The sequence below is a fragment of the Burkholderia sp. BDU5 genome (assembly GCF_001522845.1).
Taxonomy (GTDB): Bacteria; Pseudomonadota; Gammaproteobacteria; order Burkholderiales; family Burkholderiaceae; genus Burkholderia; species Burkholderia mayonis.
This window is the reverse complement of record NZ_LOWC01000001.1, coordinates 40,648-66,654: the sequence shown is the minus strand read 5'-3', so window position 1 is coordinate 66,654 and position 26,007 is coordinate 40,648. Positions and strand designations below refer to the sequence as shown.

General features: G+C 68.0%; 17 protein-coding genes and 2 pseudogenes. 10 read left to right on the top strand and 9 right to left on the bottom strand.

Translation table 11 applies throughout. The features are described from left to right. Positions 1-113: 113 nt before the first annotated feature. Together WS69_RS35605 and WS69_RS32800 are read right to left on the bottom strand one after the other, a co-directional pair. Positions 114-619 (bottom strand): annotated as a pseudogene (locus WS69_RS35605) (phosphohydrolase); the annotation flags it as partial. Positions 620-785: 166 nt separating this feature from the next. Then, positions 786-1,031, bottom strand: a complete 246-nt coding sequence (locus WS69_RS32800; RefSeq protein WP_156437877.1) for a hypothetical protein — start codon at positions 1,029-1,031, stop codon at positions 786-788. Between the two features lie 444 nt (positions 1,032-1,475). Here WS69_RS32800 and WS69_RS00280 point away from each other — a divergent pair, with 444 nt between their 5' ends. The 3 genes from WS69_RS00280 to WS69_RS00270 are packed head-to-tail and all read left to right on the top strand — an operon-like array spanning position 1,476 to position 5,540. Next, positions 1,476-2,759, top strand: coding sequence for a c-type cytochrome (locus WS69_RS00280; RefSeq protein ID WP_059468851.1), 1,284 nt, complete (start codon positions 1,476-1,478; stop codon positions 2,757-2,759). After that, the gene (locus tag WS69_RS00275) at positions 2,756-3,286 is read left to right on the top strand and encodes a (2Fe-2S)-binding protein (RefSeq protein WP_059468850.1); all 531 of its coding nucleotides are present in this window, start codon (positions 2,756-2,758) and stop codon (positions 3,284-3,286) included. The genes WS69_RS00280 and WS69_RS00275 overlap by 4 nt, the downstream gene beginning before the upstream one ends. Continuing rightward, positions 3,276-5,540: a xanthine dehydrogenase family protein molybdopterin-binding subunit gene (locus WS69_RS00270; RefSeq protein ID WP_059468849.1), complete on the top strand. Its 2,265-nt coding sequence runs from the start codon at positions 3,276-3,278 to the stop codon at positions 5,538-5,540. The genes WS69_RS00275 and WS69_RS00270 overlap by 11 nt, the downstream gene beginning before the upstream one ends. Before the next feature lie 208 nt (positions 5,541-5,748). Here WS69_RS00270 and WS69_RS00265 read toward each other — a convergent pair whose 3' ends face one another. From WS69_RS00265 to WS69_RS34395, 3 genes and pseudogenes are all read right to left on the bottom strand, one after another. Continuing rightward, positions 5,749-7,737, bottom strand: a complete 1,989-nt coding sequence (locus tag WS69_RS00265) for an ATP-binding protein (protein ID WP_059468848.1) — start codon at positions 7,735-7,737, stop codon at positions 5,749-5,751. Positions 7,738-8,142: 405 nt separating this feature from the next. Continuing rightward, positions 8,143-10,041 carry an amidohydrolase gene (locus WS69_RS00260; RefSeq protein WP_059468847.1) on the bottom strand — a complete coding sequence of 633 codons (1,899 nt, stop codon included), beginning with the start codon at positions 10,039-10,041 and terminating at the stop codon, positions 8,143-8,145. Further along, positions 10,034-10,282, bottom strand: a pseudogene (locus WS69_RS34395) (DUF1427 family protein); the annotation flags it as partial. The pseudogene WS69_RS34395 and the gene WS69_RS00260, both read right to left, overlap by 8 nt. On the opposite strand from WS69_RS34395, the gene WS69_RS34390 reads away from it, so the two are divergent. Further along, on the top strand, positions 10,242-11,402 hold the full coding sequence (locus tag WS69_RS34390; protein ID WP_059468846.1) for an FAD binding domain-containing protein: 1,161 nt from the start codon (positions 10,242-10,244) through the stop codon (positions 11,400-11,402). The pseudogene WS69_RS34395 and the gene WS69_RS34390 sit on opposite strands and share 41 nt — an antisense overlap. A gap of 314 nt (positions 11,403-11,716) precedes the next feature. Here WS69_RS34390 and WS69_RS00245 read toward each other — a convergent pair whose 3' ends face one another. Then, the gene (locus tag WS69_RS00245; protein WP_059468845.1) at positions 11,717-12,829 is read right to left on the bottom strand and encodes an alkene reductase; all 1,113 of its coding nucleotides are present in this window, start codon (positions 12,827-12,829) and stop codon (positions 11,717-11,719) included. 402 nt (positions 12,830-13,231) lie between these two features. Here WS69_RS00245 and WS69_RS00240 point away from each other — a divergent pair, with 402 nt between their 5' ends. Then, positions 13,232-14,434: an MFS transporter gene (locus WS69_RS00240; RefSeq protein ID WP_059468844.1), complete on the top strand. Its 1,203-nt coding sequence runs from the start codon at positions 13,232-13,234 to the stop codon at positions 14,432-14,434. 526 nt (positions 14,435-14,960) lie between these two features. After that, entirely contained in the window at positions 14,961-15,863 is a 903-nt protein-coding gene (locus tag WS69_RS00235; protein ID WP_059468843.1) for a helix-turn-helix domain-containing protein, read from the top strand. A gap of 51 nt (positions 15,864-15,914) precedes the next feature. On the opposite strand, the gene WS69_RS00230 is transcribed toward WS69_RS00235, so the two are convergent. After that, a complete protein-coding gene (locus WS69_RS00230) occupies positions 15,915-16,820 on the bottom strand; it encodes a helix-turn-helix domain-containing protein (protein ID WP_059468842.1) in 906 nt (301 codons plus the stop codon). Between the two features lie 337 nt (positions 16,821-17,157). On the opposite strand from WS69_RS00230, the gene WS69_RS00225 reads away from it, so the two are divergent. Then, the gene (locus WS69_RS00225; protein ID WP_059468841.1) at positions 17,158-18,210 is read left to right on the top strand and encodes a cyclic nucleotide-binding domain-containing protein; all 1,053 of its coding nucleotides are present in this window, start codon (positions 17,158-17,160) and stop codon (positions 18,208-18,210) included. Between the two features lie 29 nt (positions 18,211-18,239). Here the strand turns inward: WS69_RS00225 and WS69_RS00220 are convergent, their stop codons facing one another. Further along, positions 18,240-18,920, bottom strand: coding sequence for a YoaK family protein (locus WS69_RS00220; protein WP_059468881.1), 681 nt, complete (start codon positions 18,918-18,920; stop codon positions 18,240-18,242). Positions 18,921-19,081: 161 nt separating this feature from the next. After that, complete coding sequence (locus tag WS69_RS00215; protein WP_059468840.1) at positions 19,082-19,807, bottom strand: pirin family protein; 726 nt, start codon at positions 19,805-19,807, stop codon at positions 19,082-19,084. A 129-nt stretch (positions 19,808-19,936) separates the two neighbouring features. On the opposite strand from WS69_RS00215, the gene WS69_RS00210 reads away from it, so the two are divergent. From WS69_RS00210 to WS69_RS00200, 3 genes are all read left to right on the top strand, one after another. After that, positions 19,937-20,827 (top strand): LysR family transcriptional regulator, encoded by an 891-nt coding sequence (locus WS69_RS00210; RefSeq protein WP_059468839.1) that lies wholly within the window; start codon positions 19,937-19,939, stop codon positions 20,825-20,827. Between the two features lie 660 nt (positions 20,828-21,487). Further along, positions 21,488-23,632 carry a hydantoinase/oxoprolinase family protein gene (locus WS69_RS00205; RefSeq protein WP_059468838.1) on the top strand — a complete coding sequence of 715 codons (2,145 nt, stop codon included), beginning with the start codon at positions 21,488-21,490 and terminating at the stop codon, positions 23,630-23,632. Between the two features lie 11 nt (positions 23,633-23,643). Further along, positions 23,644-25,968, top strand: coding sequence for a hydantoinase B/oxoprolinase family protein (locus tag WS69_RS00200; protein WP_059468837.1), 2,325 nt, complete (start codon positions 23,644-23,646; stop codon positions 25,966-25,968). The last annotated feature ends 39 nt before the right edge of the window (positions 25,969-26,007 follow it).

The following is a 26,007-nucleotide window of genomic DNA, read 5'->3' as shown; positions in this document are numbered from 1 at the left end:
GGCGGCCAGCAAGGCCGAACGTACTCCGAAGCGTCGTGTTTGCATGCTTGATCCCGTGAGTGGTGAAGTGATCGAAGTGCCGCGTCGACGCGCGCTGCGCGTCCGCGCGGCGTTCAGTCCGGCCAGTCGGAGCCGAGGACGAGTCCGCAGAAGTTCAGCCGGCGATAGTTCGGGTCCCAGCGATCGAGCACGTCCGCGTTGACCGTGCCGAATGTCGTGTGCGGCCGGTGCGCCATCCCGAGCACATACGCTTCGAGGATGCTTTCCTTGAAGCCCGGATCGCGCGGGTACGCGCGAACGATCGCATCGCGCGCGCCCGGATCGAAGGTCGCGTAGCCGAGGCCGCGCACGTCCATCTGCACGCCGGCGTGCATCAGCGCGACGAGCGGCGACTTGTGCTCCGCGATGCTCGGCGTCGTTGCAATGCGATCGCGTCCCACACGTCGGCGGCGTCGGCTTCGTTCGCGCCGTGCCGACGCAGGAAATCGCGTGCGGCGTCGGCGCCGTCGATCTCGAACCGGCGCGCCGAATGCCGATGCTCGACTTGCAATCCGGCGTTATGGAACAGCGCGGCGACATAGAGCAGGTCCGCGTTGCACGCGATCCGGTCGCGCCGCCCGACACCCGACACCCGACACCCGACACCCGACACCCGACACCCGACATCTGACACCCGACATCTGACGCACGCCGCCACGCTTGCCATCGTTTTCGACGTTGCCCGCGACGCCTCCCGAATGACTTCGCGCCAATGAAGCCGGCAAGCCGGCTGACCAACGACATGGTCAAAGCGTAGCGACGCGGCCGTTAAAAGGCATGGTCGAAAGCTTAAAAAAGCTGAAGATAGGCAGCGAGCGCGGTGCGAAATGCCGTTGACGACGGTGGCGGCGATCTTGCGGCATCGATTGCCCGTGCAGGCCGACCAGCTCCTTTTTCGTGCCTCTGCCTCCTGCTTCGGCTTCGGCTTCGACTCCGGCTTCGCGGACGCGACGCGGCGCCGCCCGCGCATCACCGCCGAGGACCACGGCCAAGAACTGCGCCGAAATTAGCAACGATTCAGCACCGCTTCAGGACGCACGCGGTTTGCTTCACTAACCTGTACGGCAATACCGGCAATACCCATCGCTCGATCGGCGCGGGCGGCGCACGCGCGCCATGCACGGTCCGCGCAAACGGCGCATGCTGAAACCCGCTTTGCGAAGAACCCGCTCGCGTCACCGTTGCCGCGATGCGGCGGCGACGCTCGCCAGGAGATAGACCTTGCTTCCACCTTCCACTCGCGACATGGCCCCTGCCGCCGTCCGGACGGGCGCTCCGCGGACGGCCTCGCCGCACGCCGAGCGTCTTCGCGCGCAGATGCCGCGATGCGTCGTCGGCCATGCGATCGGGCGCGCGCGCGCGACGCGCCGCGGCGGCCGCGCCGATGCGACTGGCCGGCACACGCGCGGCCGCCTCGCGCAACGCCGGCAGAATCGATGATGCGCCGGCCCCTGATCCGCGTTTGCGCGGGCATCGCGGTCGTCGGCGCGCTGGCGGCCGGTTACCTGATGTGGCAGCCCGCGATCGCACCAGTCGAGCGCCCCGCCGCATCGGCATTCGACCCCGCGCTCCGGCAGGAAGGCGCGCGCGTCGTCGCGCTCGGCGATTGCGTCGTCTGCCACACCGCGAACGACGGCCGGCCGTTCGCGGGCGGCCGCCCGCTCGCGACGCCGTTCGGCACGATCTTCGCGACCAACATCACCCCCGATCCCGAAACCGGCATCGGCGCGTGGTCGATCGATGCATTCGCGCGCGCAATGCGTCACGGCGTTTCGCGCGACGGACATCTGCTCTATCCGGCGTTTCCGTACGTCCATTTCACGCGGATGACGGACCGCGAGATCCTCGCCGCCTATGCGTACCTGATGAACCGCGAGCCGGTGAAGGCAACCGCGCCGGCGAACCGGCTGATGTTCCCGTTGAATTTCCGTCCGCTCGTCGCGTTCTGGAACGTGCTCTTTCCGCGTCCCGGCACGCTCGCGGCGGACGCGTCGAAGACCGTCGAATGGAATCGCGGCCGTCATCTCGTCGATGGCCTCGGGCACTGCGCCGCGTGCCATTCGCCGCTCGATGCGATCGGCGGCGAGCAGTCCGGCCGCGCATTCGACGGCGGCCTCGTCGACGGCTGGGACGCGCCCGCGCTCAACCGGCTGACGGGCGCGGCGCGCCCGTGGACGCGGGACACGCTCGTGACCTATCTCGGTACCGGGCGTTCGAGCGAGCACGGCGCCGCGGCGGGTCCGATGCTGCCCGTCACGCGCGAGCTGGCGACGTTGCCGCGCGAGGACGTCGACGCGATCGCGACCTACCTGCTGTCGCTGCAAAAAGCGCAGACCGGCGACGCGCCGCACGCGATTCCGGTCGAGGCCCGGTCGATGACGGAGCCGGCGCGGCGCGGCGCGACGATCTTCGCCGCGTCGTGCGCGCAGTGTCACGGCCCGAACGCGCCGATGCAATCGATCGGCGAACGCCCGAGCCTCGCGCTCAGCACCGCGGTCAACGCGGACACGCCCCGCAACCTCGCGCAGATGATCATCGGCGGCATCACGTGGGAAGGCGAACGGGCCGTCAACTACATGCCGCCGTTCGGCGACGTCTACAGCGACGAGCAGATCGCCGATCTCGCGCAGTACGTGCGCGCCGCCTATTCGAGCCGCGGGCCGTGGACGGGCGTCGACGCGACGGTCTCGACGCTCAGGAAGGAGAACGCATCCCGATGATTCAATTAACCGTGAACGGCGTCACGCACGCGCTCGACATCGATCCGTCGACGCCGCTGCTCTACGCGCTGCGCGACGACCTGAACCTGCACGGCGCGAAGTTCGGCTGCGGCCTCGGACAATGCGGCGCGTGCACGGTCATCGTCGGCGACCGGCCCGTCTTCTCGTGCCTGCTGCCCGTCGCGTCGATCGGCGCGCGGCCGGTCAGAACGATCGAAAGTCTCGGCAGCGCCGAGCGGCCCGGACCTTTGCAGAAGGCCTTCATCGACCATCAGGCCGCGCAGTGCGGCTACTGCATCGCAGGCATGATCATGCGCGCGCAGGCGCTGCTCGAACGCCATCCGAAGCCGACCGAGCGCGAGTTGCGCGCGCACATGGAGCCGAACCTCTGCCGCTGCGGCACGCACACGCGGATCCTCGCCGCGATCCGCCAGGCGGCCGGCATCGCGCCGCCCTCCGGCACCGCCGCCGCGAACGCGGCCACGAACGCGGCCACGAACGGCAAAGGAGCCGCGCATGAAGCATGACGACGCCGATTTCGATCCGCGCCGCCGCCAGTTCCTGCTGTCCGGCTCGCTGTTCGTCACGTTCAGCCTCACGCCCGCCGCGCCCGCGCTCGCGCAGATGGTGATCGCGGACGAAGGCGCGGCGGTCCGCATCTCGAAGGCGACGCAGGCGCTCGCCGGCAGCCTGAAGACGAACCCGTTCCTCGACGCGTGGATCAAGATCGATCCGAGCGGCAAGGTGACCGTCTTCACCGGCAAGGTCGAGCTCGGCACCGGGGTGCGCACCGCGCTGCTCCAGGTCGCCGCCGAGGAGCTGAACATGGCGCCCGCGCTGATCACGTTCCTGACCGCCGACACCGGCGCGTCGCCGGACGAAGGGCTCACGGCGGGCAGCCACACGATGGCGGACAGCGGCAGCGCACTGCTGAACGCGGCCGCGCAGGTGCGCGGCCTGCTCGTCGATGCGGTGGCGCGCCGCCTCGGCGTCGCGAGCGACACGCTCACGACGCGCGACGGCGTCATCGCCGCCCGCGACGGCCGTCGGATGACCTTCGGCGAGGCGGTCGGATTCGTCGACCTGCATCGCACCGCATCGGCCGCGTCGCCGCTGAAGAACCCCGGCACGTTCCGCGTGATCGGCACGTCGCTGCCGCGTGTCGACATTCCGGCGAAGGTGTCGGGCGGCGCGAGCTACGTGCAGGACATGTGCCTGCCCGGCATGCTGCATGCGCGCGTCGTGCTGCCGCCCGTCTACGGCGCGCGGTTGGAGGGTTTCGACGAAGCGAACATGTCGCGGCTGCCGGGCGTCGTCAGGATCGCGCGCGACGGCAGCCTGCTCGCCGTCGTCGCACGCGGCGAGTGGCAGGCGGTCAGCGCGCAGCGCGCGCTCGCCGCGACGTGCCGCTGGAGCGCCGGCCGCGCGCTGCCCGATCGCGCGACCGTGCATCGGGATCTCGAGCGGATCGCGACGCAGCGGATCGACATCGCGACCGTGCGCGCGCCGGCCGGCGCGACCGTGAAGACGCTGAACGCACGCTATACGAAGCCGTATCTGATGCACGGCTCGATCGGTCCGTCATGCGCGATCGCGCAATTCGACGCGGGCAAGTTGACGGTCTGGACGCATTCGCAGGGCATCTATCCGCTGCGCGATGCGCTCGCGGAACTGCTGTCGCTGCCGAAGCGGCAGGTTCGCTGCATCCATGCGGAAGGCTCCGGCTGCTACGGCCACAATGGCGCCGACGACGTCGCCGCGCACGCGGCGCTGATCGCCCGCGCGATGCCCGGCCATCCGATCCGCGTGCAATGGATGCGCGAACAGGAACACACGTGGGATCACTTCACGCCGGCGATGGTCACCGAAGTCAGCGCGTCGCTCGACGCGAGCGGCAAGATCGTCGACTGGCGCTATGCGCTGTGGAGCAGCTCGCACAACGAACGGATCGTCAATGCGGGCCGGCTCGTGCCGGCGACGATGCTCGAGCATCCGTTCATGCCCGCGCCGTCGGTGCCGATGGTGCAGCCGGAAGGCGGCGGCGACCGCAATGCGATTCCGCTGTACACATTCCCGAACCTGCGCGTGACGAACCACTTCTCGCCGACGATGCCGCTCAACACGTCGGCGATGCGCTCGCTCGGCGCGCACATGAACGTCTTCTCGATCGAGAGCTTCATCGACGAGCTCGCACAGGCGGCGCAAGAAGATCCCGTCGCGTTCCGCCTGAAGCACATGCAGGATCCGCGCGCGCGCGACGTCATCGCACTCGCCGCGCAGCGCTTCGGCTGGCCGCGCCCGCGGCGGCGGCCGGGCCGCGGCGTGGGCTTCGCGTTCGGCCAGTACAAGAATCTGATGGCTTATGTCGCGATGGCCGTCGAGATCTCGGTCGTGCGCGAGACGGGACAGGTCATGCTCGAACATGCGGAAGTCGCCGTCGATTCCGGCCAGATCGTCAATCCCGATGGCGTGCGCAATCAGATCGAAGGCGGGATCATTCAATCCGCGAGCTGGACGCTGTACGAATCGCTGCAATACGACACCGCGCGCATCCGCAGCTTCGACTGGAGCAGCTATCCGATCCTGCGATTCTCGGCCGCGCCGAGCCGGTTGAACGTGCATCTGATCGATCGCCCCGGCATGCCGTTTCTCGGCGTCGCCGAAGCGGCGATGGGGCCGACCGCGGGCGCGATCGCGAATGCGCTGTTCGATGCGACCGGCAAGCGTCTGCGCGATATGCCGCTCGGCGGCGACAAGCTTCGCGAGCTGATCGAAGCGTGACGCCGCGCGGGTGCTTGCCGGTTGGCTCGGCTGGCTCGGCTGGCTCGGCTTACGCGGCGCGTTCGGTTCGTGCGATTGGCCCGGCGGACGGCATTGGGTCGATCGACGCAGCGCGCTCATCGCGCCGCGACGCGCGGCGTGCGCGTCGCGGCGTCGAAGCGGCGCGCATAGCCGATGCCGCGGCGAGCGTATCCGCCCGCCGCGGCGATCACGGATCGGCCGGCAGCGTCGCGACGAGATCGAACAGCCGGCGGACATCCCGCGCGCGCAAAGCCGGATCGAAGTGCACGGCCAACGCCCGCAGCGTGTCGGCGGCTTCGTGCGCACGTCCGTCGGCCAGCAGCAGCCGCGCCTGCGCGATCGTCGCGCGCAGCGTCCGCGTCGCCGCGCCCTGCGCGCGCGCCAGATCGTTCGCCTCCCCAAAGCAAGCATGCGCCGCGTCGAAGCGGCTCGCGTCGACGCCGTCCGGCCCATCTCGCGCCTGTGCCCGCGCATACGCGACCGCGCCGAGCGCACGCCGCACTTCCGGCAGAAACGGCGCCTCGCCGCTGCTGCGGCAATGCGCGAGCGCGTCGTCGCGCTTACCGCACTCGTCAATCGTCCCGCCGTCGAGCAGCGCGCCGACGAGGCTCGCCGCGAGCTCGATGCCGAGACGCGGATTGCCGTCCGGCGAGAACGCCCAGTCGAATGCGCTGCGCGCGTCGTCGAGCGTCTGGCGCAGCGCCGACGCGTCATCGATCCGCGCCCGCACGCTGCCGGCCGCGCCCGCGTCGAAGCAGGCAGTCAGATAACGCGCATAGCGGGCGGCGATCTGCTGCCGCTCTCCTTCGGCCATCAGCTTTTCGAGTGCGTACGCGCGCGTCGACTCGGGCAGCCGGTATTTGGCGACCGGCCCGTCGAATTCCACGGCGACGAGCGATTTGGCGACGAGCTCGTCGATCGCGGCGATCACGCCTCCGATCGTCAGATCCGCATCGCAAACGACCGCACACATCGCATCGAACGTGAACAGCCCGCCGAACATCGCGAGCCGCCGGAACACGGCGCGCGCGTGCCGGTCGAGGAGCGCGAAGCTCCAGTCGAACGTCGCGCGCAGCGTCTGGTGGCGCGGCAACGCGGTCCGATGGCCGCCGCAGAGCAACGCGAGTCGATCGTCGAGGCGGCGGTACACGCCGTCGAGACCGAGCGTCGCCGCGCGCGCGGCCGCGAGTTCGATCGCGAGCGGAATGCCGTCGAGCCGGCGGCATATTTCGCCGGCGACACGAATTTCGGCGGACCGCGTGCCGAGCGTGCGCCGCAGCGCGTTCGCGCGCGAGAAGAACAGCCGGACGGCCGAATGCGCGAGGATGTCGGCGTCGTCCGCGTCCGCGGCGGGCACGTCGAGCGGATCGACCTGAAACACCGCCTCGGGCACGATCCGCAGCGGCTCGCGGCTCGTCACGAGCACACGCAGCGCATCGTTCGTCGCGATCAGCGTCTCGACGATCGCGGCCACGTCGGCGATCACCTGCTCGGCGTTGTCCAGAACGAGCAATCGGCGCGGCCCCGCGAGCGCGCTCGCGATTCGTGCCGCGTCGCCCCCGGAGCCGGCCGACGACACGCCACAGGACTCCGCGAGCGCCGCGAGCACCGTCGCCCTGTCAGTCGACGCGGCGAGCTCGACGAAGCACACGTCCGCCGCGCCGGCCGCCGCATAGCCGCGCGCGACCTCGATGCCGAGGCTCGTCTTGCCGATGCCGCCCGCACCCGTCAGCGTCAGCACGCGGGTGCGATCGAGCATCTCGCGCGCTTGCTTCACGTCGTCGTCGCGGCCGATCAGACGGATCTTCTGCATCGGCAGCCCGCGCATCGCCGATGCCGGCGTGCACGGCGCGTCCGCGACGGCCGCTTCCCGCCGCCGCTGCACCAGTTGATAGCCGCGGCCGGGAATGGTGATGATGAGATCGCGATCCCGTCCGAGCGCCTTGCGCACCGCGGACAGATGCACCTGGATGTTGTTTTCCTCGACGACCGTATCCGGCCAGACGACCTGCATCAGCTCGTCCTTCGTCACGAGCCGCCCGTCGGCCGACGCGAGCGCCGCGAGGATGTCGAACGCGCGCGAGCCGATGTGGACGATGTCGCCGTCGTCCGTGAGGACCCGCCTGTCCATATCGAGTTCGAAGCGACCGAGCGCGATCGTGGCTTCTGCAGACATGTCTATCAGCGCGAGCAGTGAATGAATCGATACGAAATGAGCACTTCCGGACCGAGCGCGAACGCATGCGAGGAGCCCGCTCGAATCGGTTGAGCGGCGCGCCGCCCGCCCTCCGGGTCGATGCTTGGCCGCACGCGACGCATGCAGGATCGGGCAAGCCGGCGCGCGCGATCCTCTATGGCGGCGCATGAACGGGCGGCCAGCGCGTTCCCATTCGTCATCGGGCGCGATGCCCGCGCCCTCGGCATCGCGCTGTCATCCGTTCGAACCCGCTCGCGCTCGGCATGCGCGTCATCGAATCGATCGGGCCGATGCTCCGCCGCGGGCGACGCAACCAGGCGCGTCGATCGAGCGCTGCGAAGCGGCGACGCGCGACGCGACCGTCACGTCACGCGCCGCACGCGGTCATACCGCCCAGCACGAGCAGCCGAGCGCGCCCCAGAAGCTCTTCAGATCGGCGACCGGCAGCTTGCTGCTCCACGCGGTCGCATGCCGATGCGCGTGAATGCCGCAATTGTTCGCGCATGCGCATGCCTGCGCCGCATGCCGGACGACCTGCTGCAGCGACGCGCCGCCTGCTTTGTCCGCCCATCCCGCATAGCCGCCGAACATGCGCGCGGGCGACCAGTCCGGCATCGCGGGCGGCGGCGCGCCTTCGTCGACATCGGCGAACGGCCCCGCGCCGTACACGACCTTGCCGCCGACGACGGTCAGCAGCGACGTCGTATCCGCGATATCGGATTCCGCGCACGCGAAGAAGTCGCGATCGGGCACGATCAGATCGGCGAGCTGCCCGACCTGAATCCGGCCTTTCTTGCCGACCTCGTTCGAGAACCACGTGACGTTCTCGGTCCACATCCGCAGCGCGGTCTCGCGATCGAGACAATTCGCACGCGGGTAGAGCGACATGCCGCCGACCGTCTTGCCGGTGATCAGCCATGCCAACGAAACCCACGGGTTGTACGACGCGACGCGCGTTGCGTCGGTGCCGGCCGACACCTTGACGCCCTTGTCGAGCATCCGCCTGACTGGCGGCGTCGCTTCCGCGGCGCCCGGGCCGTAGCGCTCGACGAAGTACTCGCCCTGATACGCCATCCGGTGCTGCACCGCGATCCCGCCGCCCAGCGCCGCGATCCGGTCGATCGATTCCTCGGAAATCGTCTCCGCATGATCGAAGAACCAGTTGAGGCCTTCGAGCGGAATGTCCCGATTCACGCGCTCGAACACGTCGAGCGCGCGGCTGATCGTCTCGTCATAGGTCGCATGCAGACGCCACGGCCAGCGATTCTGCGCGAGCACGCGCACGACCGCTTCGAGCTCGCCTTCCATTTCGGCCGGCAGATCGGGACGCGGCTCGCGGAAGTCCTCGAAATCGGCCGCCGAGAACACCAGCATCTCGCCCGCGCCGTTGTGGCGGAAATAATCGGTGCCGTCGTGGTACTTCGACGTCTCGGTCCAATTCAGGAAGTCCTGCTTCTCGTCCTTCGGCTTCTGCGTGAACAGGTTGTACGCGAGGCGGATCGTCAGTTGTCCGTCCTGCGCGAGCTGCTGGATGACCGCGTAGTCGTCCGGATAGTTCTGGAAGCCGCCGCCCGCATCGATCGCGCCCGTCACGCCGAGCCGGTTCAGCTCGCGCATGAAGTGCCGCGTCGAGTTCAACTGGTATTCGAACGGCAGCTTCGGCCCCTTCGCGAGCGTCGCGTACAGGATCGCGGCATTCGGCTTGGCGAGCAGCAGCCCGGTCGGGTTGCCGGCCGCATCGCGCATGATCTGGCCGCCCGGCGGCTCCGGCGTGTCCTTCGTATACCCCACCGCGCGCAGTGCCGCGCCGTTCAGCAGCGCGCGATCGTACAGATGCAGGATGAAGACCGGCGTGTCGGGCGCGACCGCATTCAGTTCGTCGATCGTCGGCAGGCGCTTCTCGGCGAACTGATGCTCGGTGAAGCCGCCGACCACGCGCACCCATTGCGGCGCGGGCGTGACGGCCACCTGGCGGCGCAGCATGGCCATCGCGTCGGCCAAGCTGCGCACGCCGTCCCAGCGCAGCTCCATGTTGAAGTTCAGGCCGCCGCGGATGATGTGCAGATGGTTGTCGATCAGGCCCGGCAGCACGCCGTTGCCTTGCAGATCGACGAGCCGGGTGTTCGGCCCCGCTGACGCGAGCACTTCGTCGCCGCCGACGGCGACGAATCGGCCGTCCTTGATCGCGACCGCGCTCGCGGTCGGATTCGCGCGGTCGAGTGTCGTGAAGCGCCCGCGATGCAGGATCAGGTCGGGGGTCGGTTGTGCGGCAATGTCAGCCATGGCGCTGCTCTCCGGGTTGCGAATCGGGTTGACGGGCGGCCGCGGCCCGCGCGGGTGCGCTCGGCTCGTTCGGCGCCTTCGGGCAGGTCGGCAGTTGGCCGAACATGTGCGGTTTGACCTGGTGCTGATACCACGAGGCCGACGTCTCGGCGTTGCCCACCAGCCGCTTGACGAGCGGCGGCACCTGCTCGCCGGCGAGAATGCCGAGCAGGCCGACGAGTGCGATCACGGGAGGCGCCGGCGGGTCGCTCGGCGGCCTGTTCGCCGCGACGTCGCTCCGCTCGATCGGCTGGGACGTCGACGTCTTCGAACGCTCGCCGCACGACCTCGACAGCCGGGGCGGCGGGCTCGTCCTGCAGCCGGACGTGCTCGACGCGTTCCGGTTCGGCGGCATCGACTACGCCGGACCGCTCGGCGTACGAAGCGAATATCGTCAATTTGTCGACGCCCGCGGCGACATCGCGCAGCGCCAGCGAATGCCGCAGACGCAGACCGCGTGGAGCATGCTCTACGGCACGCTCAAGGCGAGTCTGCCCGCCGGGATGATCCGCTCGGGCGTCGCGTTGGCCGACATCGTCCGGGAAGACGCCGAAGTCCGTGCGCGCTTCTCGGACGGCGCGGACGTGCGGGCCGATCTGCTGATCGGCGCGGACGGCCCCGATTCGACGACGCGCCGTCTGCTGCTGCCGGGAAGCCTTCCCGCCTATGCCGGCTACGTCGCATGGCGCGGCCTCGTGCCCGAGCCGCGCCTCGACGCGGCAGCGGCCGCGCAACTGACGAACGCGTTCACGTTCCAGCAGGAAGCGGGGCATCAACTGCTCGCTTATCTGATTCCCGGCGAAGACGGCTCGACCGTGCCGGGCGAACGGCGCTGGAACTGGGTGTGGTATCGCCGGCTGCCCGCGGGCGACGCGCTGCGCGCCGCCCTCACCGATCGGCACGGCATCGTCCGCACGCACTCGATCCCGCCCGGCGCGATGAGCGACGCGCAGCGCCGCGGCCTGCTCGACGACGCCGGCATGCAACTCGCGCCCGCGCTCGCGGCGCTGGTCGCGGCAACCGACGCGCCGTTCATGCAGATCATCCAGGACTACCGGACGCCGCGCATGGTGTTCGGCCGCGCTGTGCTGCTCGGCGACGCGGCGTTCGTCGCGCGGCCGCACACGGGCGCAGGCACGGCGAAAGCGGCGACGAACACGGTGTCGCTCGCACGCGCGATCGATGCGTCCGGCGGCGACGTCGATCGCGCGCTCGCCGCCTGGCAATCGACGCAATGGCAATACGGCGTGCGGTTGACCGACTGGGGCATCGCGCTCGGCAAGCGGATCATGGGCGTCTTCGACGCCGCGCACGCGGCGTGACGCGAGCCGCGCGGCGTCGAAGACCGCGATCGCGGACCCCGCGTACCGGGCATCGCCCGCGCGGAATCGGCGTCCGTCACGATGGCGACACGCATCGATGGACGCGCCGCCGCCGCGACGCATGCATTTCGCGGCGGCGTCACGCGCGGCGCGCGGCCGTCCGTTCAGTGGTGAGCCGGGTTCGTCCGACGAAGCGCCGAAGCAATCGCCTCGACGCATTTCGTTTCAACTCGATTCGGCATGCGACGACGCGCCGCCGCCATCGAGACGGGGCGCGTCCCGCAGCGCCGGCGAACGGCGCCGCACAGCCATGATCAGGCAAGACTCGGATAATCGACGTAGCCGGCTTCGGCCCCGCCGAAGAACGTCTGCGGATCCGGCGCATTCAACGCATGCGCGCCGCGCAGCCGCGCCGGCAGATCCGGATTCGCGATGAATGCGCGGCCGAATGCGATCAGATCGGCGCGCCCGGTCGCGATCGCCTGCTCGGCGCTCGCCGCGTCGTAGCCGCCCGCGAGCATCAGCACGCCGCGATACGCGCGCCGCAGCGCGAGAATCAGCGCATCCCAGCGCGGATCGACCTGCTCCTCTTTCGTCGTGCCGACCACCGCCGGCTCGACCAGATGCAAATAGGCGAGCGGCCAGTCGTTCAGGCGCCGCGCGATGTAGCCGAACGTCTGCTCGGGCGTGTCGTCGCCCATGCCCATGAATCGCCCCATCGGCGTCAAGCGCACCGCGACGCGTTCCGCGCCGATTTCGTCCGACACCGCCGCGACGATCTCCAGCAGGAAGCGCGCGCGACGCTCGGCGCTGCCGCCATACGCATCGGTTCTGCGATTGCTGTTCGAATTGATGAACTGGTCGATCAGATAGCCATTGCCCGCATGAATCTCGACGCCGTCCATGCCCGCGGCGATCGCATTGCGCGCCGCCCGCCGGAAATCGTCGACGATCGCCTCGATCTCCGCGACCGTCAGCTCGCGCGGCACGGGCACGTCGGCCCATGCGCCCGCGCCGTCCGCATCGACGATGAATGTCTTTCCGGACGCCGCGATCGCGCTCGGCGCGACGGGCGGCACGCCGTCAGGCTGAAACACGGGATGCGATACGCGCCCGACATGCCACAACTGCAGGAAGATCGTGCCGCCGCTCGCATGAACCGCGCGGCTCACCGCGCGCCAGCCATCGATCTGCGCGTCGGTGTGGATGCCGGGCGTCCATGCGTAGCCCTGCCCCTGCTGGGAAATCTGCGTCGCCTCCGTGATGATCAGCGCGGCGCTCGCACGCTGGCGGTAATACTCGGCGTTCATCGGCGTCGGCACGTTGCCCGGCTGCCCGGCCCGCGAGCGGGTGAGCGGCGCCATTGCGATGCGATGCGGCAGCACGCGGGTGCCGACCTTGATCGGCTCGAAAAGATGGTCGTGCATGACCCTTCTCCGGTGTGTTTTCACGTTGCACACGTCGCCCGAATGGCGCGCGGCCTGACCGAAGCATAGGGGCCGCGACATGCCGCGGGAATGCGGCGCCGCTGCAATCCGGCGTTGCGTCTGCGGCAAAGACCGCATGCACCGGATACGCACGGCGGCGCGCCCGCCATGGCGGCGCCGGCGCGCGCGTTGCGCGCGGCGCAACGCCGGATTGCCGCCGCGCGCGATTCTCGATTCCGGTCGCGCCGAATAAGCTCAGTCCCACTCGACCACGCAACGACGAATGCAGGCAAGCATGCCCCGCCTTCGCCGATGCCAAGTCGCCCGGCGCCGCCTGCCGCCCGATTCGTCGTCCGGCACGGCGGTCGCGCCCAACCCGTTTCATTCACCAGCGAGCACACCATGAACACCAACCTTGCCTCTCCGGCCACCGCCGGAGCCATGCCGCAGATGGCGCGCAGCCTGATCCTGCTGTTCGCCTTCAGTTGCGGCGCGATCGTCGCCAATCTCTATTACGCGCAACCGATCATCGCGCTGATCGCGCCGGATCTTCACATGTCCACCGGCATGGCGAGCCTCATCGTGTCGCTCACGCAGATCGGCTATGCGGCCGGCCTGTTCTTTCTGGTGCCGCTCGGCGATCTGGTCGAGAACAAGAAGCTGATGATCGTCACCGCGCTGATGTCGATCGCGAGCCTCGCGCTCGCCGCCAGCGTCCGCGAGCCGGGCGTGTTCCTCGCCGTGTCGCTGATCGTCGGCTTCAGCTCGGTCGCGGTTCAGCTGCTGATCCCGCTCGCCGCGCATCTCGCGCCGAGCGAATCGCGCGGACGCGTCGTCGGCACGATCATGAGCGGGCTCTTGCTCGGCATCCTGCTGTCGCGTCCCGTCGCGAGCTTCGTCGCCGATCATTTCGGCTGGCGTGCCGTGTTCGCGTTCGGCGCGATCACGATGGCGATCGTGACCGCGCTGCTGATGCTGACGATCCCGAGCCGCCGGCCCGAGCACGAGGCAACGTACGCGCAACTGATCCGCTCGCTCGAAAGGCTCGTCGCGACGCAGCCCGTGCTGCGCGAGCGGTCGCTCTACCAGGGCTTGATGTTCGGCTCGTTCAGCCTGTTCTGGACGGCCGTGCCGGTCGAGCTGATGAACCACTACCATCTGTCGCAATCGGCGATTGCGCTGTTCTCGCTCGTCGGCGCGATGGGCGCGACGTCCGCTCCGATCGCCGGCCGCCTCGCCGACGCCGGCCACGCCGAGCGCGCGACCATCGTCGCGCTCGTGCTCGCGGCGGCGAGCTTCGTGCCGGCCCTGCTCGTTCCCGGCGCCGGCGTGGCGGGGCTCGTCGCGACCGGAATTCTGCTCGACTTCGCGGTGCAGATGAACATGGTGCTCGGCCAGCGGGAGATCTACGCGCTCGACGCGCACAGCCGCAATCGCCTGAACTCGATCTACATGACGAGCATCTTCGTCGGCGGCGCGATCGGCTCGGCGCTCGCGAGCGTTCTTTACGAGCACGGCGGCTGGACCTGGATCGCGATCGCCGGCGCGCTCTTTCCGCTCGCGGCGCTCGCACGTTTCATCGTGAAGTCGCGGTCGGAACAATGAAGCGATTCGCGCACACACGTCGCCGGCCCCGATCGCACGGCCACATGCAAATGGAGCGGATCGGACAGGCGCGCATTCCGCGATGGCCCGGCCGCTCGGCGGCGGCGCGCGCAGCGGGCTGGCCGCATCGACATCCGGGCGGGCGGCGAACACGCGCGGCGCGTCATATCCGACACAGCGCATCGCCCCCCATCGCCCGCCTGGCAGACTGGAACCGTTGCACGTACAATCCGCCCGTAACAACCGGTAAGATTCGGCGACGCGACGCAGCCTCGCCCGCCGGATCGCAGCCGGCATCGGCGATCGGCCGCATCGCGCGTTCGACCGCCACCGCCAATCGCCTGTCGTGCCGATACGCCGCGCAGCCCGCGCGTTCGCACGACGCTTGCGCACCGCAAACGGGCACGGTGCGGAATTCGCAATACGCCCCCCGCCGACCGGCCGGCACCGATGCAATACGCCATTGCACACCGGATGCGAACAGCCGCTCGCGACATGCACCGCTCACTGCTGCGGAAATCGCTCCATGAGTCCGCTTGCACGCCATTCGCCGCCGCAAACGACCGCGAAAGACTCGCTGGGCTGCACGTCGAGCGGCTTTCTGACGAACATCGAGCGTCAGACGGCGCTGTTCGGTTTCTACCGCAAGCACACGACCGGCTTGCGCCTCGAGCAGGTCTCGACGCCGGCCTCCGGACGCGGCATCCTGATCGGCATTTCGTTGTCCGACGGACATCGCCGAAAGATCATCCGCGGCAGCCGTTCGGCAACGCACGATTTCCGGGTCGATTCGATCTACGCGCGCGACTTCTCCGAAGACTATCGCGCGGACATGGTGTCCAATTTCAACTTCATGCTGATCGAGCTGTCGCCGATGTTCCTCGACGGCCTCGCCGACGGCAGCCGCCGCGCGGGCCTCGACGGCATCGCGCCGACGGTCGCGCACGACGACCGCCTGCTCGGCCAGCTCGGACGCGCACTGGCGCTGGCGCTGCAATCGAGCGACGCGGCCGATGCGATGCTCCTCGACCAATTGGGCATGGCGATCGGCACGCACGCGATGCACGCCTACGGCGGCGTGCCGTGCGACGAGCCGAAGCAGCGGCAACGCCTGTCCGCGCAGCTCGAGATGCGTGCGAAGGAGATGCTGACGACGGGCGCGATGTCGATCGACGAAATCGCGAATGCATGCCGCGTGTCGCGCAGCTACTTCATCAAGGCGTTCAGCGCGACGACAGGCAAGACGCCGCATCAGTGGCTCATCGAGCAGCGCATCGATACCGCGAAGCACCTGCTCGCGCACGGCGACTGGACGCTCGCGCGCATCGCCGAGCATTGCGGGTTCTCGAGCCAGAGCCATTTCACGCAGACGTTCACGAAGGTCGTCGGCTTGCCGCCCGGCGGATGGCGACGGCGCGCACGCGCCTGATCCGGCGCGCGCGACGCGCGCTTTCGGCTCGGCCGCGACGAAAGGCTTCGTCTATTTCCGGTTCATGCGCCGCCACGCGGCGGGCGGCGTGCCGATCATGCTGGTGAAGACGCGCGTCAGATGCGCCTGATCCGAGAAGCCGCACTGATGCGCGATGTCGGCGATCGGCTCGGACTTCGACAGCAGGCTGCGCTTGACGCGTTCGATCTTGTGCTCGAGCAGCCATCGATGCGGCGTCGTGCCGACCGTTTGCCGGAACGCCTTGATGAAGTAGCTGCGCGACAGACCGCATGCGGACGCGACCTGCGAAATCGGCACTTCGCCGGCGACGTTCTCGGTGAGGATCGCCTTCGCCCGCTCCAGTTGCCAGCCGGCCAACCCGCCCTTCGCGGACACGTTCGGCGCGACCACACCGTATTTCTGGACGACGTGGATCTGCATCGCGCGCGCGACATGGCCAGCGAGCAGCGGGCTGGGTGGCGAATTCGCCGCCGACGCGCTCAGCAGCACGCCGACGAGACACTGCAGCACCGCATCTTGGCTGTCGTCCGGACAAGCCAGCTCGCGAACGCCGCCCATCCGCATTTCGGCGGCCAGCTCGGCCAGCGTTCGGTGTGGCAACGCATGGAAGAGCATGTCGAACGGCTGATGCAGGTCGGCTCGAAACGGTTCGTCATCCTGCCGGATTCGCAAAGCGATGCGCGTATCGCGACACGGCGCGTCGTCGAGGCCCGATGACGCGCGTTGCGGGCGCGTCGACGGCGACATCAGCGACATGCCGATCAGGCAGCTATCGACGGGCGGCATGAACTCGACGACGCCGAAGCCGGGCTCCGGATGGCGCACGCGCGTCAGCGCGACGGGCGCATGGCCGTCGACGCGGACGTCGATCGTCTGCATCGTCGCGCCGCGAAACGCGTCGTGCAGGCCAATGGGGGCAAGATCGATGCAGTTCATCTCAGGCTCGGCAGGTGTGCTTGCTTCGGTGTCGGCAGATCGCCCCATGGCTATTCCTTCAGTCGGGTCAAGGATAGTGGCCGATTGCATCCGTCGATAGAACAAAGGTGTCTTTTTTACAAAAAAGTCGACGACGTTCAACTTTCGCCAGTTGTCATTCGCACGTCAAACGCGCATCATCTTCGCACTTCGCATCGCCGCCTCGCGCCGGCAACCGCCAGAGGACACGCTCCGCAACTTATACTCGAAAATCCGTCGGACACGCAGACGCCAGATTGGCGCGACGCTCACGCGAGCGCCCCTGATGCATCCCCCTCCTGGCAACGCGCACTCATTGATGAATCACCTCCGAAATCTACTGGGGCATCTGAAGCATACCGATGACTTCGCCGCGTACAGGCTGTCGCAAGACCTGGTCGAACGCGCGTCCCGGTATGGTTCGATCGTCGACGTCGACGGCGGCGCGGCGCTGTGCATCAGCGGAACGCGCAGCGATTACCTGTACATCGTGCTCGAAGGCGCGACCCGATGCGCGCCGCGCGCGCACCTGCCGATTCCGTCCGGCGTCGATCACGGGCCCGGCACCTTCACCGGCGAGCTCGATCTGCTCAATGACGTCGCATGCGAGGTCACGGTGATCGCATCGTCCGCATGCCGGCTCGTGCGGATCCATCGCGCGACGCTCAAGCATCTGATGCAGCGGGAGCCGGATCTACGCGACATCCTCGTCCGCCTCTTCCTGCTTCGCCGCATCTGCCTGCTCGCCGTCGATCTTCCGCTTCCTTCGCCCGCGCGACGCACGTCGTCCGCCCGCCATCGCGACGACGAGCATGAATTCGACGTGGCGATCGTCGGCGGCGGCCCGGCCGGCATGATCGCCGCCGCGCACGCCGCATCGCTGCGCCTGAACACCGTCGTCGTCGAAGGCCGGCTGCCGTTCGGGATCGACGACGAATTCGCGGCGCCCGACGCGGCGGCGCGCTGGCAATTCGGTCCTCATCTGACGATCCGCAACCACACCGTTCGCCTCGACTGCAATGCCTACCCGTTCGGCCTCGTCGCCCGAGACGGCGAACGCATTCATGCAAACGCCGTCGTGATCGCGTCGTCGCTGCGCCCGGAGTACAGCCCGCGGCTCGCGCGCGTCGTGCTTCGCGCGAACACTGAATGGCTCTGCGGCGCAGTCGACGTCGACGACAGCGGATTCGTCCGCACCGGACGCGCGGCGTCCGGCATGACCCTCGCCGCCGCGTTCGAAAGCTCGCAGCCCGGCGTGTTCGCGATCGGCGAAGTGCGCGCGGGACCGCGGCGCTCGGCCGTCGAGAACATGTCGGACGGCGCGGTCGTCGTCGATGCGATTCGCCGCTTCATCCGCGCCTATCCCGCTTGATCCGTGCGGCGCGGCATGCGCGCCGCCGCTCACAACGCCTTCTCCATCGCCTTTTCTTCGTCGACGAGCAGCGCGGCCGCGATCAGCACCGGCGGCAACGCGAACGCCCACGCACCGCCGATCAGATAGAGGCCCGCCGCCACCCCGCATCCGAGCGCGAACGTCACGACGGTCCACGCCATGTTCGCGAGCCGCGACGGTCCGCCCGTGCGCTGTGCATCGTCGCCGGCGACACGGTTCGACAGATGCAGCATCAGTTGCGTGACGGTGCCCGTCATCAGCGTCGTGGGCAGCGCGTCCGGCAAATGCAGCCGATGGACCGCGTTCTGGATCGCCATCGCCATCACGAGGATCATCCCGGTCACGATAGCCGGCCACCCATCGCCGTCCGTGAACGGGCCCATGCGGATCGCGAGCGCCGCGCCGACGGCGAGCAGCAGCCACTGCATGCCCAGCAGGATCTTCAGCGCCGGCGCGCGCGCGCGAAGCATCAAGCGGCGCGCCGCGCCCGCGGCGAGCACGACGATACAGAAAACCGGCAGCGCCAGGAGCTTCGCGATGGCGCCCGTGCTTCCGGAGACGAGCGTCGCGCCGAGCGTGACGAAGTTGCCCGTCACGTGCGCGGTGAACAGGCCTTGCAGCGCGAGAAAGCCCGCGGTATCGACATAACCGCCGTTGAACGTGAGCAGCGAAGGGAGGTTCGGTTTCATTGCATCGGGTTCCTGAAGAAAGGGACGAGCGCGAATGCGCATGCGATCCGCGCGACGTCTGCGCGCGCGGATCGCCGCGCGCAGTGGGCGGCCGAACGGCGCGCGCACGGCGTGCCCCGTGCCGCCGCCGTCCTCGCACGGCCACCCGAAGCTCGACGATGTCACGCCCACTCGGCGGTGACTTCGATCGGCCGCAGATCGAACAACAGGACCTCCGCCTGCTTGCCGTTCGCGATCTGCAGCGCCTGCTCATCGCGAATCCGCGCGCCGTCGCCCTCTTGCAGCGCGACGCCGTTGACCGTCACCGATCCGCGCGCGACGTGAACGTACGCGAAGCGTTCCGCCGGCAGCACGAACTGCTCACTCGCATCGCCGTCGAACAGGCCCGCGTAAACCCGCGTGTCCTGGCGAATCTTCAACGAGCCGTCCCGACCTTCGGGCGACACGATGAGGCGCAGCTTCCCGCGCTTTTCGTCGTCGCTCACGCTGGCCTGCTGATAGCGCGGCTCGACGCCCCGCACCGACGGCCCGATCCAGATCTGCAGGAAATGCACGGGCTCCGCCGCCGAATGGTTGAATTCGCTGTGCGCGATGCCCTTGCCCGCGCTCATCAGCTGCACGTCGCCCGGTACGATCACCGAGCCCGTGCCCATCGTGTCGCGGTGCTCGAGCGCGCCTTCGAGCACGTACGACAGGATCTCCATGTCGCGATGGGGATGCATGCCGAAACCGCGGCCGGGCGCGACGCGATCGTCATTGATCACCAGCAGGTCCGAAAACCCGACCTGCGCCGGATCGTAGTATTCGGCGAACGAGAACGTGTGACGCGATCTGAGCCAGCCGTGTTCGGCGCGGCCGCGTTGATTGGCTGCTCTGACTTCAATCATGATGACCTCCGTTGCATCGCGGGCGCTGCGGGTTGCGCGCCTCGTCGATCGGTGCTTGCAGCTTACGTCAACTAGATTGATACTTATATAAATGGAAAGATAATTACTGTCTCCGTTTAGTGGACAATCATGCAATTCGACGACCTTCGGATATTCGTCGCGACGGTGGAGGCGGGAAGCTTCACGGGCGCGGCAGACAAGCTCCTGCTGTCGAAGCAGTTCGTCAGCCGGCGGGTAATGGCGCTCGAGGCGTCGCTCGGCATCCGGCTGCTCGTGCGCAACACGCGCAAGCTCGCGGTGACGGAGCTCGGCCAGGAGTTCCACTCGCGCGCGACGCGCATCCTCGCCGAGATCGCGGACACCGAGGAGGCGATGTCCGCGCGCCGCCGCGACCTGCGCGGGACACTCAAGATCAGCGCGCCGATGTCGTTCGGCATCACGCACGTGTCGCCGCTGATCGCCGAGTTCCTCGTCCAGCACCCGGCCGTCCGGCTGCATCTCGAGCTCAGCGACCGCCACGTCGATCTGATCGGCGAAGGATTCGACCTCGCGCTGCGCATCGGCGCGCTGCCCGATTCGACGCTGATCGCGCGCCGCCTCGGCGAATTGCGGATGGTCGCGTGCTGCAGCCCTGCTTACCGGCGCAGCCGGGGCGCGCCGGCGACGCCCGCCGATCTGCATCGGCACACGTGCCTGCTGTACGGCCAGGAGGGGCGCACCGGCTGGGAGTTCGCAATCGACGGCGCGCGCCGTACGTTCGAAGTGCAGGGCGCGCTGCTCGCGAACAACGGCGACGTGATCCGCGACGCGGCCGTCGCGGGGCTCGGCGTCGCGCTGCTGCCGCACTTCATCGTCGCGCCCGCGCTGGATGCGGGCACGCTCGTGACCGTGCTCGAACCGTTCGCGCAGTCTCCGTTGCCGGTGAACGCCGTTTATCCGCAGCATCGGCAGGACATGGCGGCCTGCCGGGTGTTTCTCGGATTCATCGAAGAGCGGCTGCGCAAGCGCTTTGCCAAGTGAGCGGCAGCGGTTCGTTGTCGTCTGCCGTCTGCCGTCTGCCGTCTGTCGTCTGTCGTCTGCCCTTTGCCCCTTTGCCCTTGGCGCAGCGTGGCAGCACCGCGCCGGGAATCGCAGGACCTGCATCGATATCGCGGCGTGCGGCGAGACGGCCGTTGCCGGACATCGAAAAAACGCGCGACGCTCGGGCGCGACGAGCCAGCGCTCGGAGCCGACTGACTCGCGCCTGTTCACACGAACAACGTGCTTGATCTCGTCACGCGGTTGCCGAACGCTGCGCCCCTACAGCAGAAGCACACGCGGCGGGATTGTTCAACGGTGCTTCACGACACACTTCGGCGCAGGCCGTCTCGGCAGCGAACGATGCGCGGCCGGCGGTCGTGAGCATCGCCGCAATCGACGCTGACGCCCTCTCCCCGACCGGCATTCGAACGCGCCGCCAGTTCGAAATCCGGTCGTTTTACCGGCCTCGCGCGCGCGACGAGCTCTTCCCCACCAGCGCCATCGTCCGTCGCGCCTCGTTGCGCCGCGCATGCTCGCGCACCGCCCGCCACTGGCACGGCTATTGCAATGTCGTCTCCGAGCCTTCGCTTCCGATGCGTCGAACGCGTTCAATCGATCGCATCGCGGCTCACGACTACATCAATCACTGGAGACGAAAACATGGACGGGCTTTCGCAAGTCCAGGTGCTGGGCATCGACGCAGGCGGCACGATGACCGACACCTTCTTCGTGCGTGCGGACGGGCGGTTCGTCGTCGGCAAGGCGCAAAGCAATCCCGAAGACGAATCGCTCGCGATCCTCGATTCATCGCAGGACGCGCTCGCCCATTGGCAGCGCGACGTCGACGACGTGTATCCAGAACTGCTCACGTGCGTGTACTCCGGCACGGCGATGCTGAACCGCGTCGTGCAGCGCAAGGGGCTCGACGTCGGCCTGATCGTGAACAAGGGCTTCGAGCATATTCACTCGATGGGTCGCGCGATCCAGAGCTACCTCGGCTACGCGCTCGAAGAGCGGATCCATCTGAACACGCACCGCTACGACGAACCGCTCGTGCCGCTGTCGCGCACGCGCGGTGTCACCGAACGCACCGACGTGCAGGGCGGCGTCGTCATCCCGCTGCGCGAGGCGGAAGTGCGGCAGGCGACGCGCGAGCTCGTCGCCGCGGGCGCGAAGGCCATCGTCATCTGCCTGCTGCAGTCGCACAAGAACGCGATGAGCGAGCGGCGCGCGCGCGACGTCGCGCGCGACGAACTGACGGCGATCCGCGCGGACATCCCCGTCTTCGCGTCGATCGACTACTATCCGCAGCGCAAGGAAAGCCACCGGATGAACACGACCGTGCTCGAAGCGTACGCGGCCGAACCGTCCCGGCAAACGTTGAAGAAGGTCAGCGACCGCTTCCGCAAGCACGGCGCGAAGTTCGACCTGCGCGTGATGGCGACGCACGGCGGCACGATCAGCTGGAAAGCGAAGGAGCTCGCGCGCACCATCGTATCGGGGCCGATCGGCGGCGTGATCGGTTCGAAGCTCCTCGGCGAGACGCTCGGCTACGACAACATCGCGTGCTCGGACATCGGCGGCACGTCGTTCGACATGGCGCTCATCACGAAGGGCAACTTCGCGATCGCTTCGGATCCCGACATGGCGCGCCTCGTGCTGTCGCTGCCGCTCGTCACGATGGATTCGGTCGGCGCGGGCGCCGGCAGCTTCGTGCGGCTCGATCCGTACAGCGGCGCGATCAAGCTCGGCCCGGACAGCGCCGGCTATCGCGTCGGCACGTGCTGGCCCGACAGCGGCCTCGCGACGGTGTCCGTGTCCGACTGTCACGTAGTGCTCGGCTATCTGAATCCCGACAATTTCCTCGGCGGACAGATCAAGCTCGACGTGAACCGCGCGCGCGAGCACATCAAGGCGCAGGTCGCCGATCCGCTCGGCCTCTCGGTCGAGGGCGCGGCGGCTGGCGTGATCGAGCTGCTCGACCTGCAATTGCGCGAATACCTGCGTTCGAACGTCAGCGCGAAGGGCTACAACCCGACCGAGTTCGTCTGCTTCTCGTACGGCGGTGCCGGCCCAGTCCATACGTACGGGTACACCGAAGGGCTCGGCTTCAAGGACGTCATCGTGCCCGCATGGGCCGCGGGCTTCTCCGCATTCGGCTGCGCGTGCGCGGACTTCGAATACCGCTACGACAAGAGCGTCGATCTCGCGCTGCCGCAGCTCGCACCGGACGCCGACAAGACGCAGGCCGCGCAGACGATCCAGAAGGCATGGGCCGAGCTGGCCGCGAAGGTCGTCGAGGAATTCAGGATCAACGGCTTCGACGAGCGCGACGTGATTCTGCGCCCCGGCTTCCGGATGCAGTACATGGGACAACTGAACGATCTCGAAATCGAGTCGCCGATCGCGAGCGCGGCGAGCGCCGACGACTGGAACCGGATCGTCGCCGCGTTCGAGGACACCTACGGCCGCGTCTACGCAAGCTCGGCGCGCTCGCCCGAGCTGGGCTTCTCGGTCACGGGCGCGATCATGCGCGGCATGGTCGTCACGCAGAAGCCGGTTCTGCCGGAAGACCCTGAGGGCGGCGCGAAGCCGCCTGCGGACGCACGCATCGGCACGCGGCGGCTCTATCGCCACAAACAATGGCACGAGGCCGTGCTCTGGCGGATGGAGGCGCTCAAGCCGGGCAACGTGATCACCGGGCCTGCGATCGTCGAATCCGACGCAACGACGTTCGTCGTGCCCGACGGATTCGAAACGACGCTCGACAAGCACCGGCTCTTCCATCTCAAGGAAATCAAGTAAGGAGACACGCGATGAACATGATATCCAGCCAGGAAGTCGGCTTCGCTGATCTGCTCAAGAACGGCCAGACGCTGAAGCAGTTTCGCGACGGCATCCTCGGGCGCACCGCGCAGACCGGCCATTACAACGGTCTCCAGCGCCTCGAATTGCGCGAGAGCGACCCGATCCGCTACGAGAAGATGTTCTCGAAGCTGCGCGGCGGGCTCGTGCATGCGCGCGAAACCGCGAAGAAGATCGCCGCGAGCCCGATCGTCGAACAGGAAGGCGAACTGTGCTTCACGCTCTACAACGCGGCAGGCGACTGCGTGCTGACGTCGACGGGGATCATCATCCACGTCGGCACGATGGGCGCGGCGATCAAGTACATGATCGAAAACAACTGGGAGGCGAATCCCGGCATTCATCCGGGTGACATGTTCACCAACAACGATTGCTCGATCGGCAACGTCCATCCGTGCGATATCGCGACGATCGTGCCGATCTTCGCGCACGGCAGGCTCGTCGGCTGGGTCGGCGGCGTGACGCACGTGATCGATACGGGCGCGGTGACGCCGGGCTCGATGTCGACGGGACAGGTGCAGCGTTTCGGCGACGGCTACATGATCACGTGCCGCAAGACCGGCGTGAACGACACGCCGCTGCGCGACTGGCTGCACGAGAGCCAGCGCTCGGTTCGCACGCCGAAGTACTGGATTCTCGACGAGCGCACGCGCATCGCGGGCTGTCACATGATCCGCGGCCTGATCGAGGAAGTCATCGAGAAAGAAGGCCTCGACGCGTACGAGAAGTTCGCGTACGAAGTGATCGAGGAAGGCCGACGCGGCCTGCAGACCCGCATCAAGGCGATGACGCTGCCCGGCAAGTATCGGAAGGTCGCCTTCGTCGACGTGCCGTACAACCATCCGGACGTGCAGACGTCGTCCGCGTTCGCGAAGCTCGACTCGATCATGCACGCTCCCGTCGAGATGGAAATCCGCAAGGACGGCACCTGGCGTCTCGATTTCGAAGGCGCGAGCCGCTGGGGCTGGCACTCGTACAACGCGCATCAGGTCGCGTTCACGAGCGGCATCTGGGTGATGATGACGCAAACGCTCGTCCCCACGCAGCGCATCAACGACGGCGCGTATTTCGGCACCGAATTCCATCTGCCGAAGGGCGCGTGGATGAATCCGGACGATCGCCGCACGGGCCACGCGTATGCGTGGCACTTCCTCGTGTCGGGCTGGAGTGCGTTGTGGCGCGGCCTGTCGCAAGCCTACTTCAGCCGCGGCTATCTCGAGGAAGTCAACGCGGGCAACGCGAACACGTCGAACTGGCTGCAAGGCGGCGGGATCAACCAGGACGGCGACATCCATGCGGTCAACAGCTTCGAGGCGTCGTCGTGCGGCACCGGCGCGTGCGCGATCAAGGACGGCCTCAATCACGCCGCCGCGATCTGGAATCCCGAAGGCGACATGGGCGACATCGAAATCTGGGAGATGGCCGAACCGCTGCTCTATCTCGGCCGCAACGTGAAATCGAACTCCGGCGGCTACGGCAAGTACCGGGGCGGCTGCGGCTTCGAGACATTGCGCATGGTCTGGAAGGCGCAGGACTGGACGATGTTCTTCATGGGCAACGGCTACATGAACAGCGACTGGGGCCTGATGGGCGGCTATCCGGCAGCGACCGGCTATCGCTTCGAAGCGCACCGCACCGGCCTGAAGGAGCGCATCGAACTCGGCGAGAGCCTGCCGCTCGGCGGCGACGCGAATCCGGATCTTCCCGACTACGAGAATCACCTGAACGCGGGCGCAGTCGTCAAGCGCGACCAGCAATGCATGACGACGGAGGACTGCTACGGCAACCACGATCTCTATCTGAACTACCTGCGAGGCGGCCCCGGTTTCGGCGATCCGCTCGACCGAGAAATCGACGCGATCGAGCACGACCTGAACAATGCGCTGCTGTTGCCCGAGTATGCGCAGAAGGTCTACGGCGCGGTCGCGACCCGCGATGCGAACGGCGTCTGGACCGTCGACGCGAAGGCGACCACATTGCAGCGCGTCGAGATCCGCAACGCGCGCCTTGCCCGTTCGCAACCGACCCGCGAATGGATGAAGGGCGAACGCGAGCGGATCCTGGTGAAGCATGCGTCGACGCAGGTGCGGCACATGTTCGCGACGAGCTTCGGCCTGTCGATGCAGTTCGAGCAGCGGTTCCGCACGTTCTGGGACCTGCCGGATAGCTGGACGCTCACCGAAGACGAGCTCGACGTGCCGACCTACGGCTCGAAGTTCCGCATGGATCTGTCGAAGATGCCCGACGTCAACACCGTCGTGCTCGTCGAAGAGTGAGCCCGGCCGCCCGGCGCGCAACCATCGAAGAGGACTGGA